The following is a 15,584-nucleotide window of genomic DNA, read 5'->3' as shown; positions in this document are numbered from 1 at the left end:
CAAACTTTCTAGGCAGATGAACATAAAAAAACCTGCATAAATGTGAATTTCAATACTGTATTTCATTCATGTGGGTTTTTTATGTAAGTTTAGTTTACCAATTGTAAAATCCAGGGCTAATAGCAAATATAGATTTGTGCATAGTCGGACAGAAAGATAAAAAATGGAAACAATTCTAATAAGACATCCACTGCGAGAAATTATTTACCACTTAAAACTTAAGGAAGAACGTATTTATTCTGTAGCAGAGGAACAAGCATTACAAAATTATGTATATGCACATAATACTGTGTGGCAGATGAAAGTAGAGTTTGAAAAAGAAAAAGCAGACGCCATGCTCTACTATATAGATTTAAATAGGCTGATAGGGGGTAGAAAAGAGTTAGAAAATATTTATAATTTCTACAAGCCACAGATAGATTTTGGAAACCCCAACCTGCACATTGATTTAGATATGAAGCTGCAGATAGAGCTTCGGGACTACTGCAATACAGTATATAAACACCAACAGAACTTAATAAAATTTTACGACCATTTAGGACCTAAACAGACTCTCTACGGAGAGATTGTACAAAAGTATTTTACAAGAACAGCAGCAAATATAGACCCCGCAAACTTCACACTATTGGACGAAATATTAACGAAGCATCCCGAGGATAGCAATGTAGATATAACAAGTTTGGATAAAGACCTAAAGGAGTTTCTAAAAACAACAAATGATGTATACGTATTATTAGACGAGTATATCGAAGAGTATAATACCCTTTATACAGCATATCTTGGGGAACTGGATAAGACCGAAGAATTGGTGAAAACGATTACTCCTTTAAATAGTATCTGGAAATAAAAGAACGTCAATAAAACCGAGGTCGGCTTGTCAGATAAATTAAAATTATCATCTTTGTTGATACAAAAGTAAACAGCAATTATTCTATACAAATATGAAAGATCAACTTTTCAGGAAGAAAAGCGTTGACCAAATTTTGGAAGATTCTAAAAATCATAGTTCCGGATTGGCAAAAATATTGGGCGTTCGCGATTTAGTGTCGTTAGGTATTGCAGCGATAGTTGGGGCTGGAATCTTTAGTACAATAGGTCTGGCAGCGTATAATGGCGGCCCCGCTGTCTCTCTTTTATTTGTTTTCGTAGCTTTTGCCTGTGTGTTTACAGCACTATCTTATGCTCAGTTTGCAAGTACTGTTCCTGTTTCGGGAAGCGCATATACATATGCCTATGTCGCTTTTGGCGAGCTTTTCGCATGGATAATAGGTTGGGCTTTGGTGTTAGAGTATGCTGTTTCTAATATGGTTGTAGCAATATCCTGGTCTCAATATTTTGTGTCCATGTGTGAGGGCTTTGGCTTAATAATCCCTAAATGGTTAACCATGGCGCCTAGTTATGCCTTGGAAGCGCATGAGAAGATGTTGAAGATAGGGGCTGAGCAATTGGAAGGTATTGATAAAATTGCAGTACAAGCTTATGAAAGTGCTCCTAGAATAGGTGATATTCCTATAATTTTTGATCTTCCGGCAGGGCTAATTACCGTTTTTGTGACCCTGCTTGTTTATATCGGTATTCGGGAGTCGCAGAAAGCCAGTAATATTATGGTGATTATTAAGGTGGGTATTATTTTAGCAGTAATTATAGGAGGCGCCTTTTTTGTGAAACCTGAAAATTGGACACCATTCGCACCAAATGGTATGAAAGGAGTGCTGAGTGGTGTTGCTGCGGTGTTTTTTGCTTTTATCGGTTTTGATTCTATATCGACCACAGCAGAAGAATGTAAAAACCCACAGCGGGATCTCCCGAGAGCTATGATTTATTGTTTGGTTATATGTGCGGTTTTGTATGTGGCGATAACTTTAGTGCTGACCGGTATGGTGAATTATACGGCTTTAAATGTGAAAGATCCATTAGCGTATGTTTTTTCATACGTAGGTTTTGATCAAATGGCGGGTATTATCTCCGTGACATCTGTAATAGCGATAACAAGTGCTTTGTTAGTTTTTCAGCTAGCTCAACCCCGGATATGGATGACCATGAGCCGTGATGGTTTATTGTGGAAGAAGTTTTCAAAGATACATCCGAAGTATAAAACACCATCATTTGCAACTATTGTGACAGGGTTTGTCGTGGCTATACCGGCCCTTTTTCTGAAAATGGATTTTTTTGTTGACCTAACTTCTGTCGGCACATTTTTCGCATTTATATTAGTATGCGGCGGCGTGTTATATATGGATAAATCAGGACTGTCTAAAAAGGCTAAATTTCGGGTGCCTTATGTGAATGGTAAATATTTGGTTGCCTTAGGTTTTATTGTAGCTGCTATAGCGCAGTTTTATTACGGGCAGGATAGTCTGGCTGAATGGAAAACTTTGGGCACAAAAGAGGTAATTCTCCATAAATCATTAGTAGTGGTATTTTGGGGGACGTGGTTGGTGTTGGCCGTGTTGAGCTTTAAACATAGTTTTTCTCTGCTACCGGTAATGGGAATCTTGGTCAACCTGTATTTAATGACTGAATTGGGAACTAGTAATTGGTTTATTTTTCTTATTTGGTTAATTATTGGTTTGGGTATCTATTTTCTATATGGCTATAAAAATTCGAAGCTTAAAAATAATTTAAAATCTAGATTAGGAATAGAAAAATAAAAGAAAGAAGGGCTGATGTCACCCCTTCTTTCTTTTCGATATAAGTTTTATACAGGCTTATCTAACCGATGTAGAACAACCTCTTTGGTGTCGGGTATATTGAGAGGTACACGTTCTAGAGTGACAAAACTACTGTCTAAACCAAAACCTTTCTCCTCCGATAAACTGAATCGTTTTAATAGTTTGTAGATGTCGAGTATTATTTTTTCATGCCATCTTATGTCGCTCGTTGGTGTTAATGTTTTTTCAAGTACGACGAAGTTAAAGTCGCCTGCTATTTTATGTTTGCGCAAGGTGTTGTATTTGCTCGTAATATCAATTTCACCTTTACTGACCATATCTTCAACTACTTTGCGGAATAAAAGACTGATGCGCTGTTCTTCACGAAAGCCCAGTTTAAAATCTATACGTATAAGCTTGTTTGGTATAAGCTGCTCCACTATGTATTCTTTGGTATGCGGATTGTCCATGACATCTACGTGGACTAGCCAGTAAACGTCGGCTCTTTTAGGTTTCTTATTTATAATAGAATAAATGATTTTCGACTCAATTTCATCTTTATTGTTTGCACTGGTCAGATATACCAGGTGCGAAGCAAAAAGAGGTACAGAAGTGTCTTCACTTAGTTCGGAAATCATCGGAAAATATGATTTAATGTTAACAAACCTAACATACCTGTTTTTAATTTTTCGCGCACTATGCCAGGAGAACATAACAATAAATAATACAGAAGCTAATAGGAGTGTTAGCCAGCCCCCGTGTTCTATTTTTACGAAATTGCCCAATAAGAAGGAAAACTCTATTGTAAAATAGAATAAAGCGAAAATAATTATCCAAATTTTGGGTACATGTACCCGAGCTAAGAAAAAGCACATCAGGATAGTAGTCATGATAAAGGTCATGTTTATAGCTAAACCATATGCAGCTTCCATATTGCTGGATTTTTCGAACACGGCTATGATCAGCATACACCCGATGTAGAGAATAAGATTGATAGAAGGCACATAGAGCTGGCCTTTATGATCACTTGGGTAGCGTATAGTAACTTTAGGCCATATGTTTAGACGTACAGCTTCTGAAATTAAAGTGAAAGAACCGGATATCATCGCTTGGCTGGCAATAACTGCTGCTATAGTAGCGATAGCTACTCCGTAAACCACAAAGCTAGGAGGCATTATCGCATAGAAAGGGTTCTGTTCTCCAATAGCTGTCCCGGCATGTTTTAACAACCAGGCTCCCTGCCCAAAGTAATTTAGTATGAGTGCTATTTTTACATAAATCCAACTGATTCTAATATTGGCCTTCCCGCAATGCCCCATGTCCGAATACAAGGCTTCGGCACCTGTGGTGCATAGAAAGATAGCGCCGATTAAGAAGAGGGCATTTGGATGGCTAATAATAGTACTGATTGCATAATAGGGGTTTATAGCCTGAAAGATGCTCGGCACTTCTTTTACATATAAAAAACCTAATACTCCTATCATCGTAAACCATATCAACATTAATGGCCCGAAGATTCGGCCGACAATCGAAGTGCCAAATCGCTGGATGAGAAATAGTATACTGATGATAATTATAACGATTGGCGTAGTGGGCGTGGTAGGGTTGTTAATGGCTAATCCCTCAATGGCGGAAGATATTGTAATAGCAGGGGTGATCATCCCGTCCGCAAGGAGTGTGCTACCCCCGATTATAGCGGGGATTATTAACCATTTTGCTTTTTTCCTTACAAGGGAGTAGAGCGACAAAATTCCGCCTTCACCCTTGTTGTCTGCATTTAAAGTAATCCAGACGTATTTGATAGTTGTTTGAAGAGTTAATGTCCAGAATACGCAGGACAGACTTCCTAGAATCAGGTCTTTTTCTATAATGCCTTTGTTAAAAATAGCTTTGACCACATATAAAGGCGAAGTGCCGATATCTCCAAAAATAATACCTAAACTTATAAGCAGTCCAGCAAGGCTAAGCTTGTGGTTATCTTGTAGTTTTGTTGCTTTCATACTCGTATATTGTGCTCAAAATGCACGTAAAACCGGCGACAAATTTATGCTAAATTTAAATACAACGTGTAATCTTGTTAAAAATTGTTAAAAGGGGTGTTTTTTTTTAACATTATGTTAGTTCTGGGATCAAAAGATATAACTTTGTATATATACATTGATAATAAAAAGTGTATATTTAGGTTTTAAACCGAAGATCTCTTTGTTAGTCTAAAAGTAAGAATGATAGGAATAGTTAGGAATATAGTGTTAGTGATGATTTTGAGTGTGGGGATATTAACCTCGCATGGAGCATTCGCTATGCGTTATAACCTAAAATCGCCATCAAATCTTACTCATGTCTTTAAATCTTCTGCTCAGCCTTCAGGATTGGTAGATGAAGAGGTGGAAAAAATAATAACAAATGTTAAGGTGTTTTATAATCCCATTGCGGAGCAAATAACCGTAACGTTTAAATTAAATAAACAACAGGTTGTATCTATTAAAGTAATGGATGCGTTAGGGAGTGAAGTTTTAAACTTAGCAAACACTCGAATGGATGAAGGGGTGCAAAACCTATCCTATGATACGAATTCTAAATTATCAACCGGTTTTTACTTTGTTCGTGTTACTTCAGGAACAGAAACAATTGTTAAGCGTATATCTGTTAGGTAGTAATTGCTTATTCTGCTTCTACCCAATGCCCATCATTTTTAATGATTTCAATAAGTTCATCAAGCGCATTGGCTGAGCTAACATTCTTTTTAACCACTTCTTTTCCTCTATAGAGCGTTATTTTGTCTGGGCCAGCGCCCACATAACCATAATCTGCATCAGCCATTTCTCCAGGGCCATTCACTATACATCCCATAATCCCTATTTTTAACCCTTTTAGATGATTGGTTCTGCTGCGAATCATTTGCGTGGTCTCTTGCAGGTCGAAGAGGGTACGTCCGCAACTAGGACATGAAATGTATTCGGTTTTGGATATCCTAGATCTCGTGGCTTGTAGTATGCCAAAAGAAAGCGAAGCAATTTTATCTATCGGCGTTGCTATAGAGTCAATCCAAATACCAGATCCTAGCCCATCTACAAGTAGTGCGCCCATATCTGTGGCCGCATAAATCTGTATTTTTGAAATAGGTTCTTCTGGGCTCATAATATCGCCTAATGAGCCACTGAAATCTTCTTTTGCGTACGAACGTTTGATAATGACCGGAACTTGTAGACCTAAAGATTGTAGATTTCTGAAGAACTGACGCTGGTCTGCCATTCCATGAATCTGCTGAGTTTCTAGTATGAATACTATATTATCACTGATTTCTAGTGCAGCAAAGTCTTCACTTAAAAGATCTTCATTTGTCAGTTCAATCAGGTTTAATGCGGCATCTTTTAATTCGGCAGCATTATATGTCGCCAGACTGTAAAGCGGGTGTTTGTTTGCCTTGTTTTTTAATTCTGCCCAAGTGGCATAATCGTATATTACTTTTAAGTTTCCAGGTAAAGTAAAAGACGGTAGGTTTGTGCCTAAGTAAACAAAATCTACAGACTGATCGCCCATGTGATATTTGTCGTTAATGGCATCGTAACGATAGCCTACGTTGCTTAATATGAAAGGGTCTTTAAGATTTTCGCCTGAGATATCTACTATTACTCGAGGTACTAAAGAACCGCCGACAAATGTATTTACCTCTTTTGATAAATATGCTTCTGTTGAGGTATCGTTTGCGATGTTTATTATATCGCTCGCGCTTGATTTTTCTAAATTGTTTTTTCTGTCGATATAACGATTAACAAGTGCTATGGCTACAGGAGCTTCGTACTCTGGCTCTTCGGTTAGTGATACACGTACTGTATCGCCGATACCATCTTCCAAGAGCGTGCCTATACCAACGGCAGACTTGATGCGACCATCTTCGCCATCACCAGCTTCTGTAACCCCTAAATGAAGCGGATAATTCATTCCTTCGGCGGTCATACGCTCTACTAGAAGTCTGTAGGCTTTTATCATGACTTGTGGGTTTGACGATTTCATCGAAACGACAAGGTCATGATAACTTAAGCTTTCACACATGCGCATGAATTCCAAGGCAGATTCTACCATACCCTCAGGCGTATCTCCATATTGGCTCATGATACGGTCTGATAAAGAACCGTGATTGGTTCCGATACGCATCGCAGTACCATATTCTTGACAGATTTTTACAAGCGGTGTGAATTTCTTAAAAATACGATCTAATTCTCCCTGATACTCTGCTTCTGTATATTCAATCTGCTGGAATTTTTTCTTGTCAGCATAGTTGCCAGGATTAATTCTTACTTTTTCTACAATTCTTGCTGCGACTTCTGCAGCATTGGGTGTAAAATGAATATCTGCAACTAGCGGTACATCGTATCCGCGGAGTTTGAGCTCTTTTTTTATATTAGCTAAATTTTCAGCCTCTTTAATACTTGGCGCTGTAATGCGTACATATTCGCAACCGGCTTCTACCATTCGGATAGTTTGCTCGACAGACCCCATTGTATCCATCGTGTCGACTGTTGTCATGCTTTGAATACGTATAGGGTTATTGCCTCCCATAGGAATATGACCAATATTGATTTCTCTGGTTAAAAACCTATGATAGTTTGTCTTGGAGTTGCAATACCCTCCTGCTAATTTGATCGTATTTTTCGTGCTCATCTGTTACCGCAAAGTTAGTTATTGTAATTGCAATATTGAAAAATATAGGGTAAATTGTAAATAGCACGTTTATCGAGCATACAAGTAAGGCTGTTAACTACATTGGCCAATGTTAAATAGGGGAGGTGAAATGTAGAACAGTTAGCTTGTGTTTTTTTGAAAATTAAGAGATATCTGAATGAAAATAAAGAGAAAAAACGGTCAGAAATCTTAACTACAAATGTGTATCTTGCGGTAATGTTTAATCAATGAGTTATAGTTTTTATGATATTTCATCATTTTGGTGCCTATGTATTGTTATTAAAAAAGGTTTTTAAAAAACCTGAAAAGTGGCGCATATACATAAAAGAGATCTTTCATGAAATGAATGAAATAGGCGTAGGATCAATCAGTTTGATTGTCATTATTTCCACTTTTATAGGTGCGGTCATGACTTTGCAGATTGCCTTCCAGTTGGTGTCAGACCTAATCCCATCAACCGTTATAGGGCAAATTAACCGAGATTCTAACATTTTAGAATTAGGCCCTACCATTTCTGCCTTGGTGCTGATGGGTAAAGTGGGCTCTTCTATATCTTCTCAAATTGGGTCAATGCGTGTTACAGAACAGATTGATGCTTTAGAGATTATGGGTATTAATGCTCCCGGCTATTTAATTTTACCTAAGGTGATAGCAGGGGTTGTGATGATGCCGGTTTTGGTTGTTATAGCTATTTTTTGTGCTATTACCGGTGGTTTGATCGGTGGAGCTTTATCCGGAGCAGTAGCTCCGAATGACTATATACAAGGTATACAAGGAGGCTTTAATGGTTTTACAATAGTAGTCGCTTTGGCTAAAGCTTTTATATTTGGTTTTGTCATTACAACTGTGCCTGCTTATAAAGGTTTTAACGTACGAGGCGGGGCTTTAGAAGTAGGGCAAGCCGGTACGCAGGCGGTAGTGATCGGTTGTATTACGATATTGGTTTGCGATTATATAATTACAGCACTGATGCTTTAGTTTATTATAATTTACGCCGTATTTACATGTTTTTTTAAGGATAGAAATGATTGAGATTCAAAATATACATAAAGCATTTGGTGATAATATAGTGTTAAGTGGGATTGATGCTATTTTTGAACCAGGAAAGGTAAGCTTAATCATTGGAGGCTCAGGTTCTGGAAAAAGCACACTCCTGAAATGTATAGTGGGGTTACATGAGCCTAATGAAGGTGAAGTTTTATTCGATAAGCAGCTGTTCACCGATATGACCTTTGAAGAAAGGGTCCCTATTCGACGAGAAATAGGTATGCTGTTTCAAAATTCAGCATTATTTGATTCCATGACTGTTGAGCAAAATATTGTTTTCGCATTGGATATGTTCAGCGACATGAGCAAAGAGGAAAAACTTGATAGAGCGAATTTTTGTCTTGAGCGGGTTAATCTGAAAAATACAAATAAATTATATCCTGCTGAGCTTTCAGGAGGAATGAAAAAACGGGTAGGTATTGCAAGGGCCATTAGTATGGGGCCAAAATACTTATTCTGTGACGAGCCAAATTCAGGATTGGATCCTGCTACTTCCATTCTGATAGATGAGCTTATTCAAGAACTGACTGAGGAATATCAATGTACAACCATTGTTGTGACGCATGATATGAACTCGGTGATGGGAATTGGTGACTATATCCTTTTTTTATATAAAGGACAGAAGTTTTGGGAGGGGTCTAATAAGGATATGTTACAGTCTGATGCTCCTGAACTGAATGATTTTGTTTTTGCAAGCCCATTGATGAAAGCGGCAAGGGAGGCTATAAAGTAAATGATTTAAATATCCTCTGGGTTTTATGTTGTAGGGGCGGGAATAAGTTGGTACTTTTGCGGGATTTATTTTTACATCTTATTCTATTTTTTCGCCATGACGAAAACGAACATACAATTATTGTCTCCAGAAAATTGGAAAGACTATGAGCTAATTGACTGTGGTAATTTTGAGAAGTTGGAACGTTTTGGTGAAGTGATTCTCATAAGACCCGAACCGCAGGCAGTATGGCCAAAATCTTTGTCAGAAGATGAATGGCAGAAACGTTATCACATAAAATTTAATGGACGATCGGCAACAACGGGCGATTGGATGAAGAAAAGTCCAAAAACTAAAGACCGTTGGTATGTTTCGTATAAAAATAATGATGTAGCTATTAAACTTCGTTTAGGGCTCACATCCTTTAAGCATGTTGGGGTTTTTCCAGAACAGGCAGTCAATTGGGACTATATATCTTCCACAGTAAAATCTTTTAAAACTAAGACTCCTAAAGTACTTAATCTCTTTGCATATACCGGAGGCGCTTCTTTGATTGCTAAAGCAGCAGGTGCGGACACTACACATGTTGACTCGATAAAGCAGGTCGTGACTTGGGCAAATGAAAATCAAGAACTGTCTGGGCTAACGGATATAAGATGGGTGGTAGAGGACGCTCTTAAGTTTGTGAAAAGAGAATTAAAACGAGGCAATACGTATAACGGTATAATTTTAGACCCTCCTGCTTACGGGCATGGACCTAAGGGGGAGAAGTGGAAACTAGAAGACCATATTACAGAGATGATGCGGGATGTGGTAAAGTTACTTGACCCATCAGAGCATTTTTTGATATTAAATACTTACTCATTGGGTTTCTCATCTGTGATTGTTGAGAACCTGATTCGTACATCACTTCCAAAGGTTGAAAATTTAGAAGTAGGCGAACTTTACCTGCAGGCTTCGGCAGGGTCGAAATTGCCGCTTGGAGTTTTTGGTAAATTTAGAAAAATATCAAAATAGAGATACTACGTATATTTTGAGGAAAAAAGGTTATTCAACTGTATGGTTAAATAACCTTTTTTTATGGAGTAGTTTGTAGTTTTAAATTAAAGGAGATGGTAGTACGGCGAGCTCTAATTTTTGTTTTTTCTCTCGCAATAGTTTTAAGAAGCTATCTTCTTTAAAATCTTGAAAAGTACTCAATTTATCAAATATAGAGAAGTAGTAACTTATGCCATCTAAAAGTTGATTTTTGAACTTTTCTGCAAATTTAAGCTGTTTATTGTCATTGACTTTTGTAGTTATGAAGCGCTCAAAATATTCAATGTAGAGTTGTAGTTCATTAATAAACATGTGCGGTCTGTGAGGCGCTAAATTAAGTGTTACGCGGCCGTAAATATGATCTACCATTTGTTTTAACGAATATATGCCGTTAAAGTAGGCCGTGTTCGGCCCAGGGCAGATAGAAACTGAAGTGTCTTCTTTTCGCTTTGCAATATCGTATTTAATATATGCTGCGGTTGCTAAACCTTCGCAAAGGCAGGTCTTTTCTGTTATTTCGTCGAAGCTTTTTTTGTACGCTTCATCCGTGAGGTTGAGCTCATTAAGTTGTAATATCTTTTTATTTTGATATTCCCTTGAAGCGGTACAGATAGGTTGGGTTGAAAACTCTTTGTTAGCGACCAGGTATTTTTTTAAACAGGGACTGCCTGGACGTTTTTTTTCTATTCTTTCCAGACGTTTAGCTTCAGCAGTGCTCTTTTTAAAGTTATTAAACAAAACACCTAAAGGTGAAGAGTTGCTGATATAGAAATCCTCTTCTTTAGCGTGCGCTAAATCATACAACGTGTTATCATCTACGGTTGTGGCTTCGGGTACGAGTAGGAAAGGGGAACCCCAACCCGTTCCATCAAATTCATAATGCTGGAGTAAGAAGTTTTGTTCTTCTGCTGTACCTATGCCCCCTTGTAAGGTAAACCGTATTTTAGGTGCAGATTTAAGTTGTTTGCCTTCTTCATGCCAGTATGCGAGGTACGTGGCTGATAATTCATTAATTAACTCTTGCTTCTTTTGTTTGAATTCTTCCAAAATTGGACCAAGGAGATATCCATCTGTAGCAAAAGCATGCCCCCCACAATTTAATCCAGATTCGACTCGGAATTCGGAAATCCATACGCCTTTTTTTGCTAGGTATTTAGCTTGGATTAGCGCAGAACGATAATCGGAGACCTTTAAGATGACTTTTTTTGGTAATAGACCATCTTTATCCGGTTTGAAAGCATTTAATTCGGCAAGCTGGCTATAGAGTCTCGGGTTCATTCCCGCAGAAAGTATGACAGATGAGTTTAATTTAGAGTTAGCAAAGCCTCTTAAGGCAGCAACTGCATCACAATATGCTGCGTCTAACTCCTGCCCATCTTTATCGTAATTTACTTTATCAAGCTTTGACATGATGTTTACGTCGATAGCTCCGGGGCTAACAAGGTTACGTAATGTGTCTTGCAGTTTTTGTTTCACTTGTATGTCATCGCTCAATAGCATGCTATTATACAGTTGCTTTTCTTCTGTGCTTTCAGGTAAAAGTTCAAAGTACTTTGTTAGATCAGTGCCTGCTACAAAGTCTTCTTTTTTGAGGTCTTGAATCTGTTTATTTATAATTAAAGCTAGGAGGTCTAAGTAAGCTGTGATGCGTTTGGCCCTAAAGTCTTCTTCTTTTTTTGTGATGGCAGAGGTTTGGTAGTTGTATTCTTTTGAATAATAGAGTCTCATGCGTTCAATAAGTTCGTCATCGACAATTGATAAAGTGCTTGATATACCATACCTCGCTACTTTCACAGCAGAGTCAATAGAAAACGCCAAACCCAATACGGGAATATGAAATAAGTGCTTCATGTGGTTAATGTATCTTCTACAAAGGAAAAGATAATTAGACCTTTATAAAGTAATTGTACTGGCTAAAAAAGATGATTTATATCATTTGAATAAAAAAGATAAGGGAAGATTACTCAAATACAACCGTTTTATTGCCGTGTAACATTACTTTATCCTCGGTGAGTAGTTGTATGGCTTCACTTAGTACTGCCTTTTCAATTTCTTGCCCAGCCGTAATCAGTCGGGCTACATCGTAGCTGTGGTTAATTCGTTTTGTTTGTTGGACAATAATAGGGCCTTCATCGAGGTCATTTGTCACGAAGTGAGCTGTTGCGCCTATTATTTTTACACCACGCGTATGTGCTTGGCGATAAGGGCTTGCGCCGATAAATGCAGGAAGGAAAGAGTGGTGTATATTGATTAATTTATTTTCAAACGTAGCCACAAAAGAGGGGGAAAGTATTCGCATGAATTTTGCAAGGATGATATAATCCGTGTCATAGGGTGAGATAGCTTGGATTAGCTCGGCCTCAAATTGCTCTTTTGTTTTGTTTTCATGTGAAACAAGGTGAAAAGGTATGTCAAATTTTTCTGAAAAACCTTGAAGTCGATCATAGTTGCCTATTATGGCAAGTACACTAGCATTTAGTGATTTGAAAAAGTGTCGTACGAGTATGTCGGCTAAACAATGGTACTCTTTGGTCACTAGGATGACTAATTTTTTTTGATGCGGCGGATTGATGCGTACAGTAGCATTTGCAGGTAGATGCTCTTGGAGATCTTTTTCCAGATCACTTATATTGGGCGATATACCATTGCATACCACACGCAGAAAAAACTGCTGATTAACATCATCTACATACTCGCGCATAGTAGTAATATTGAGCTGATGTTTTGTTATGATACTGGATACATGTGCAACGAGCCCAATGGCATCACGGCATTGAATTAAAATTAAGGTTTGGTTGGTCATGGTTTTTAATCAGAAAACTTTGCTCAAGGCTTATTTTAAGCCTTGAGCAAAGTGTAAATGTTTTATATGGCAGCAGGAATTGCTTGCGCTAATTCTTCCTCTAAGTCAACTTCTATACGCAGGTTTTCAACAATATGCTTTTGTCTTTCTGGCGTATTTTTCCCCATGTAATACTCCATTAACTGTGGAATCTTGTTTTCCTTTGATAAGATTACAGGGTCTAGACGAATATCTTTACCGATAAATAGGCCAAACTCAGAAGGTGAAATTTCACCCAGACCTTTAAAGCGAGTGATTTCTGGCTTACCTCCTAATTTTGCTATTGCACGTTGCCGTTCTTCATCTGAGTAGCAGTAGATTGTTTCTTTTTTATTTCGCACCCGAAATAATGGGGTTTGTAAAATAGAAACGTGTCCGGCTTTTACTAGATCGGGGAAGAATTGTAAAAAGAAAGTTAAAAGTAATAAACGAATATGCATACCATCCACATCGGCATCTGTGGCAATTACAATGTTATTATATCGTAGGCCATCTAGTCCGTCTTCAATATTTAATGCATGCTGTAATAAATTGAACTCTTCGTTTTCATACACTATCTTTTTAGACATCCCAAACGAGTTTAGTGGCTTTCCTTTTAAACTAAAAACGGCTTGTGTTTGGACATCTCTGGATTTTGTAATCGAACCACTCGCAGAATCCCCTTCCGTTATAAATAGAGTGGTTTCCTGATTGCGTTCATGTTTGTCCGTAAAGTGTATTTTGCAATCACGTAGCTTTCTGTTATGTAAGGATGCTTTTTTTGCACGCTCATTAGCTAGTTTTTTGATGCCAGCTATATCTTTACGTTCTCTTTCTGACTGTAGGATGCGTTTTAATAGGGCATCTGCAGTGTCTGGGTTTTTATGTAAATAATCATCTAATGCCTTTTTTAGAAAGTCATTGATGAACGTTCGAACGGTCGGTCCGTCGGGGCCGATGCTTTGCGATCCTAATTTGGTTTTTGTCTGCGACTCGAAAACAGGTTCTTGTACTTTAATGGCAATAGCACCTATTATCGACGAACGGATATCTGCAGCATCATATTCTTTCTTGTAAAACTCTCTAACTGTTTTTACTAAAGCTTCTCGGAAGGCCGCTTGATGCGTACCGCCCTGTGTGGTGTGCTGGCCGTTAACAAAAGAATAATATTCTTCACCATATTGTTGCCCGTGGGTTAATGCAATTTCTATGTCTTCCCCCTTTAGGTGTATAATGGGGTAGCGCATGGCTTCATTATCAATGTTTCTTTCTAATAGATCTTTTAGTCCATTTTCCGAAACAAATTTCTGCCCATTATAGCTAATAGTTAGTCCTGAGTTTAAGAACACATAGTTCCAGATCATATTTTCTACAAATTCTGAACGGAATTTGTAATTTCTGAAAATACTATCGTCAGGATAGAAGCTTGTTGAAGTTCCATTTCTTTGGGTAGTGTCTTTCTGCTCGTCACTTACAAGTTCTCCTCGGCTGAATTGCGCAATTCTTGTCACACCTTGTCTATAGGATTGTACTGTGAATTGGTTGGATAGTGCGTTTACAGCTTTGGTACCTACACCATTTAAGCCGACAGATTTTTGGAATGCCTTGCTGTCGTATTTCCCTCCCGTATTTATTTTAGAAACCACATCGACAACAGAGCCAATAGGGATACCTCTTCCATAATCGCGCACAGAAACTTTATTATCGTGAACAGTGATTTCAATTGTCTTTCCTGCCCCCATTACAAACTCGTCTATAGAGTTGTCCACCACTTCTTTTAACAATACATAGATGCCATCATCATAGGCAGAACCGTCTCCCAGTTTACCGATGTACATACCTGGACGTAGGCGGATATGCTCTTTCCAATCTAACGACCGTATACTATCTTCATTATATGTTGTCATGCGTTCTATCTAAAATTAATATTGCTAAGTACAAGCAAAAATATAAAAATAAATATCCTAATAAACAAAGAGGTGTTTTTCCTTTTGGCTAAGGGATGTTTTTGTTAATTAATAATATGTTATAACTAACATAATAATGGACAGAGTAAGCCCGGTTTAACGGCTATGATCGTCCAAAGTCATCTTGTATACGAGTGATATCATCTTCATCAGATGGGTTGTTGGTATCGGTATGTTGCCATATTTCTGCAACGACACCGTATGATTCTAAGCCAATTAAACGATGACGTTCGCCTTTTTCAAGACGGATAACATCTCCTTGTTTTAATCTTTTAAGCTCGTTCTCATCATCGTTGTTACTGGTAATGACACCCACTTCTCCTTGTGTTACGCACCATATTTCTGCACGGCGGTGATGGTATTGCCAAGATAGCCTCTTTTGTGGAGCTACAACTAGTATTTTTGGACTTAGCTTTTCTGATATTTTTAAACTTTGAGTATCTAAACCATTAAAGTAATGATCTGCAAATTTTTGCGCCTGTGTTTCATCTATTACAAAAAAACCTCCCCACGGTCGTGTTTGATCTATGTTTTCAATCGTAAAACCCTGCGAAGTCAAGCTTTGTTCTATTTGACTGAATAGTTCTCCTTTGTCAATATATTCTGCCATTTCTGTTTATGATTTAAAAGTCGTTTATTTTTATTCAAAAATAAGATAAAAAAAA

12 protein-coding genes are annotated in these 15,584 nt (G+C 37.8%); 6 read left to right on the top strand and 6 right to left on the bottom strand.

The genetic code is table 11. The features are described 5' to 3' along the window. The first annotated feature begins 163 nt into the window (after positions 1-163). Entirely contained in the window at positions 164-847 is a 684-nt protein-coding gene (locus tag ORI89_RS09350) for a hypothetical protein (protein ID WP_268230199.1), read from the top strand. Between the two features lie 94 nt (positions 848-941). Beyond that, on the top strand, positions 942-2,651 hold the full coding sequence (locus tag ORI89_RS09345) for an amino acid permease (protein WP_268230198.1): 1,710 nt from the start codon (positions 942-944) through the stop codon (positions 2,649-2,651). A gap of 47 nt (positions 2,652-2,698) precedes the next feature. Here ORI89_RS09345 and ORI89_RS09340 read toward each other — a convergent pair whose 3' ends face one another. Beyond that, positions 2,699-4,651, bottom strand: a complete 1,953-nt coding sequence (locus ORI89_RS09340; RefSeq protein ID WP_268230197.1) for a KUP/HAK/KT family potassium transporter — start codon at positions 4,649-4,651, stop codon at positions 2,699-2,701. A gap of 222 nt (positions 4,652-4,873) precedes the next feature. Here ORI89_RS09340 and ORI89_RS09335 point away from each other — a divergent pair, with 222 nt between their 5' ends. Then, positions 4,874-5,305, top strand: a complete 432-nt coding sequence (locus ORI89_RS09335) for a T9SS type A sorting domain-containing protein (protein WP_268230196.1) — start codon at positions 4,874-4,876, stop codon at positions 5,303-5,305. A gap of 7 nt (positions 5,306-5,312) precedes the next feature. Here ORI89_RS09335 and ispG read toward each other — a convergent pair whose 3' ends face one another. Continuing rightward, on the bottom strand, positions 5,313-7,313 hold the full coding sequence (ispG, locus tag ORI89_RS09330) for a (E)-4-hydroxy-3-methylbut-2-enyl-diphosphate synthase (RefSeq protein WP_268230195.1): 2,001 nt from the start codon (positions 7,311-7,313) through the stop codon (positions 5,313-5,315). A gap of 264 nt (positions 7,314-7,577) precedes the next feature. Here ispG and ORI89_RS09325 point away from each other — a divergent pair, with 264 nt between their 5' ends. The 3 genes from ORI89_RS09325 (at position 7,578) to ORI89_RS09315 (ending at position 10,110) form a co-directional block, all read left to right on the top strand. Next, entirely contained in the window at positions 7,578-8,312 is a 735-nt protein-coding gene (locus ORI89_RS09325) for an MlaE family ABC transporter permease (RefSeq protein ID WP_268230194.1), read from the top strand. Between the two features lie 46 nt (positions 8,313-8,358). Then, positions 8,359-9,114, top strand: coding sequence for an ABC transporter ATP-binding protein (locus ORI89_RS09320; RefSeq protein WP_268230193.1), 756 nt, complete (start codon positions 8,359-8,361; stop codon positions 9,112-9,114). A 96-nt stretch (positions 9,115-9,210) separates the two neighbouring features. Beyond that, entirely contained in the window at positions 9,211-10,110 is a 900-nt protein-coding gene (locus ORI89_RS09315) for a class I SAM-dependent methyltransferase (RefSeq protein WP_268230192.1), read from the top strand. A gap of 81 nt (positions 10,111-10,191) precedes the next feature. On the opposite strand, the gene ORI89_RS09310 is transcribed toward ORI89_RS09315, so the two are convergent. The 4 genes from ORI89_RS09310 to ORI89_RS09295 all read right to left on the bottom strand — a co-directional run bounded on the left by ORI89_RS09310 (position 10,192) and on the right by ORI89_RS09295 (position 15,529). Continuing rightward, positions 10,192-11,982, bottom strand: coding sequence for a hypothetical protein (locus tag ORI89_RS09310; protein ID WP_268230191.1), 1,791 nt, complete (start codon positions 11,980-11,982; stop codon positions 10,192-10,194). Positions 11,983-12,091: 109 nt separating this feature from the next. Beyond that, complete coding sequence (purU, locus tag ORI89_RS09305) at positions 12,092-12,934, bottom strand: formyltetrahydrofolate deformylase (protein WP_268230190.1); 843 nt, start codon at positions 12,932-12,934, stop codon at positions 12,092-12,094. 62 nt (positions 12,935-12,996) lie between these two features. Next, the gene (locus tag ORI89_RS09300; RefSeq protein WP_268230189.1) at positions 12,997-14,859 is read right to left on the bottom strand and encodes a DNA topoisomerase IV subunit B; all 1,863 of its coding nucleotides are present in this window, start codon (positions 14,857-14,859) and stop codon (positions 12,997-12,999) included. Positions 14,860-15,022: 163 nt separating this feature from the next. Next, positions 15,023-15,529 (bottom strand): phosphoheptose isomerase, encoded by a 507-nt coding sequence (locus ORI89_RS09295; protein ID WP_268230188.1) that lies wholly within the window; start codon positions 15,527-15,529, stop codon positions 15,023-15,025. Between the last annotated feature and the right edge of the window lie 55 nt (positions 15,530-15,584).

Source organism: Sphingobacterium sp. UT-1RO-CII-1 (assembly GCF_026711005.1).
GTDB lineage: Bacteria > Bacteroidota > Bacteroidia > Sphingobacteriales > Sphingobacteriaceae > Sphingobacterium.
This window is presented reverse-complemented; position numbering and strand designations above follow the sequence as displayed.

Bases quoted from the DNA above. Each gene is read 5' to 3' on its own strand.
- ORI89_RS09350 (WP_268230199.1), top strand. From the start codon at position 164: ATGGAAACAATTCTAATAAGACATCCACTGCGAGAAATTATTTACCAC.
- ORI89_RS09345 (WP_268230198.1), top strand. From the start codon at position 942: ATGAAAGATCAACTTTTCAGGAAGAAAAGCGTTGACCAAATTTTGGAA.
- ORI89_RS09340 (WP_268230197.1), bottom strand. From the start codon at position 4,651: ATGAAAGCAACAAAACTACAAGATAACCACAAGCTTAGCCTTGCTGGA.
- ORI89_RS09335 (WP_268230196.1), top strand. From the start codon at position 4,874: ATGATAGGAATAGTTAGGAATATAGTGTTAGTGATGATTTTGAGTGTG.
- ispG (WP_268230195.1), bottom strand. From the start codon at position 7,313: ATGAGCACGAAAAATACGATCAAATTAGCAGGAGGGTATTGCAACTCC.
- ORI89_RS09325 (WP_268230194.1), top strand. From the start codon at position 7,578: ATGATATTTCATCATTTTGGTGCCTATGTATTGTTATTAAAAAAGGTT.
- ORI89_RS09320 (WP_268230193.1), top strand. From the start codon at position 8,359: ATGATTGAGATTCAAAATATACATAAAGCATTTGGTGATAATATAGTG.
- ORI89_RS09315 (WP_268230192.1), top strand. From the start codon at position 9,211: ATGACGAAAACGAACATACAATTATTGTCTCCAGAAAATTGGAAAGAC.
- ORI89_RS09310 (WP_268230191.1), bottom strand. From the start codon at position 11,982: ATGAAGCACTTATTTCATATTCCCGTATTGGGTTTGGCGTTTTCTATT.
- purU (WP_268230190.1), bottom strand. From the start codon at position 12,934: ATGACCAACCAAACCTTAATTTTAATTCAATGCCGTGATGCCATTGGG.
- ORI89_RS09300 (WP_268230189.1), bottom strand. From the start codon at position 14,859: ATGACAACATATAATGAAGATAGTATACGGTCGTTAGATTGGAAAGAG.
- ORI89_RS09295 (WP_268230188.1), bottom strand. From the start codon at position 15,529: ATGGCAGAATATATTGACAAAGGAGAACTATTCAGTCAAATAGAACAA.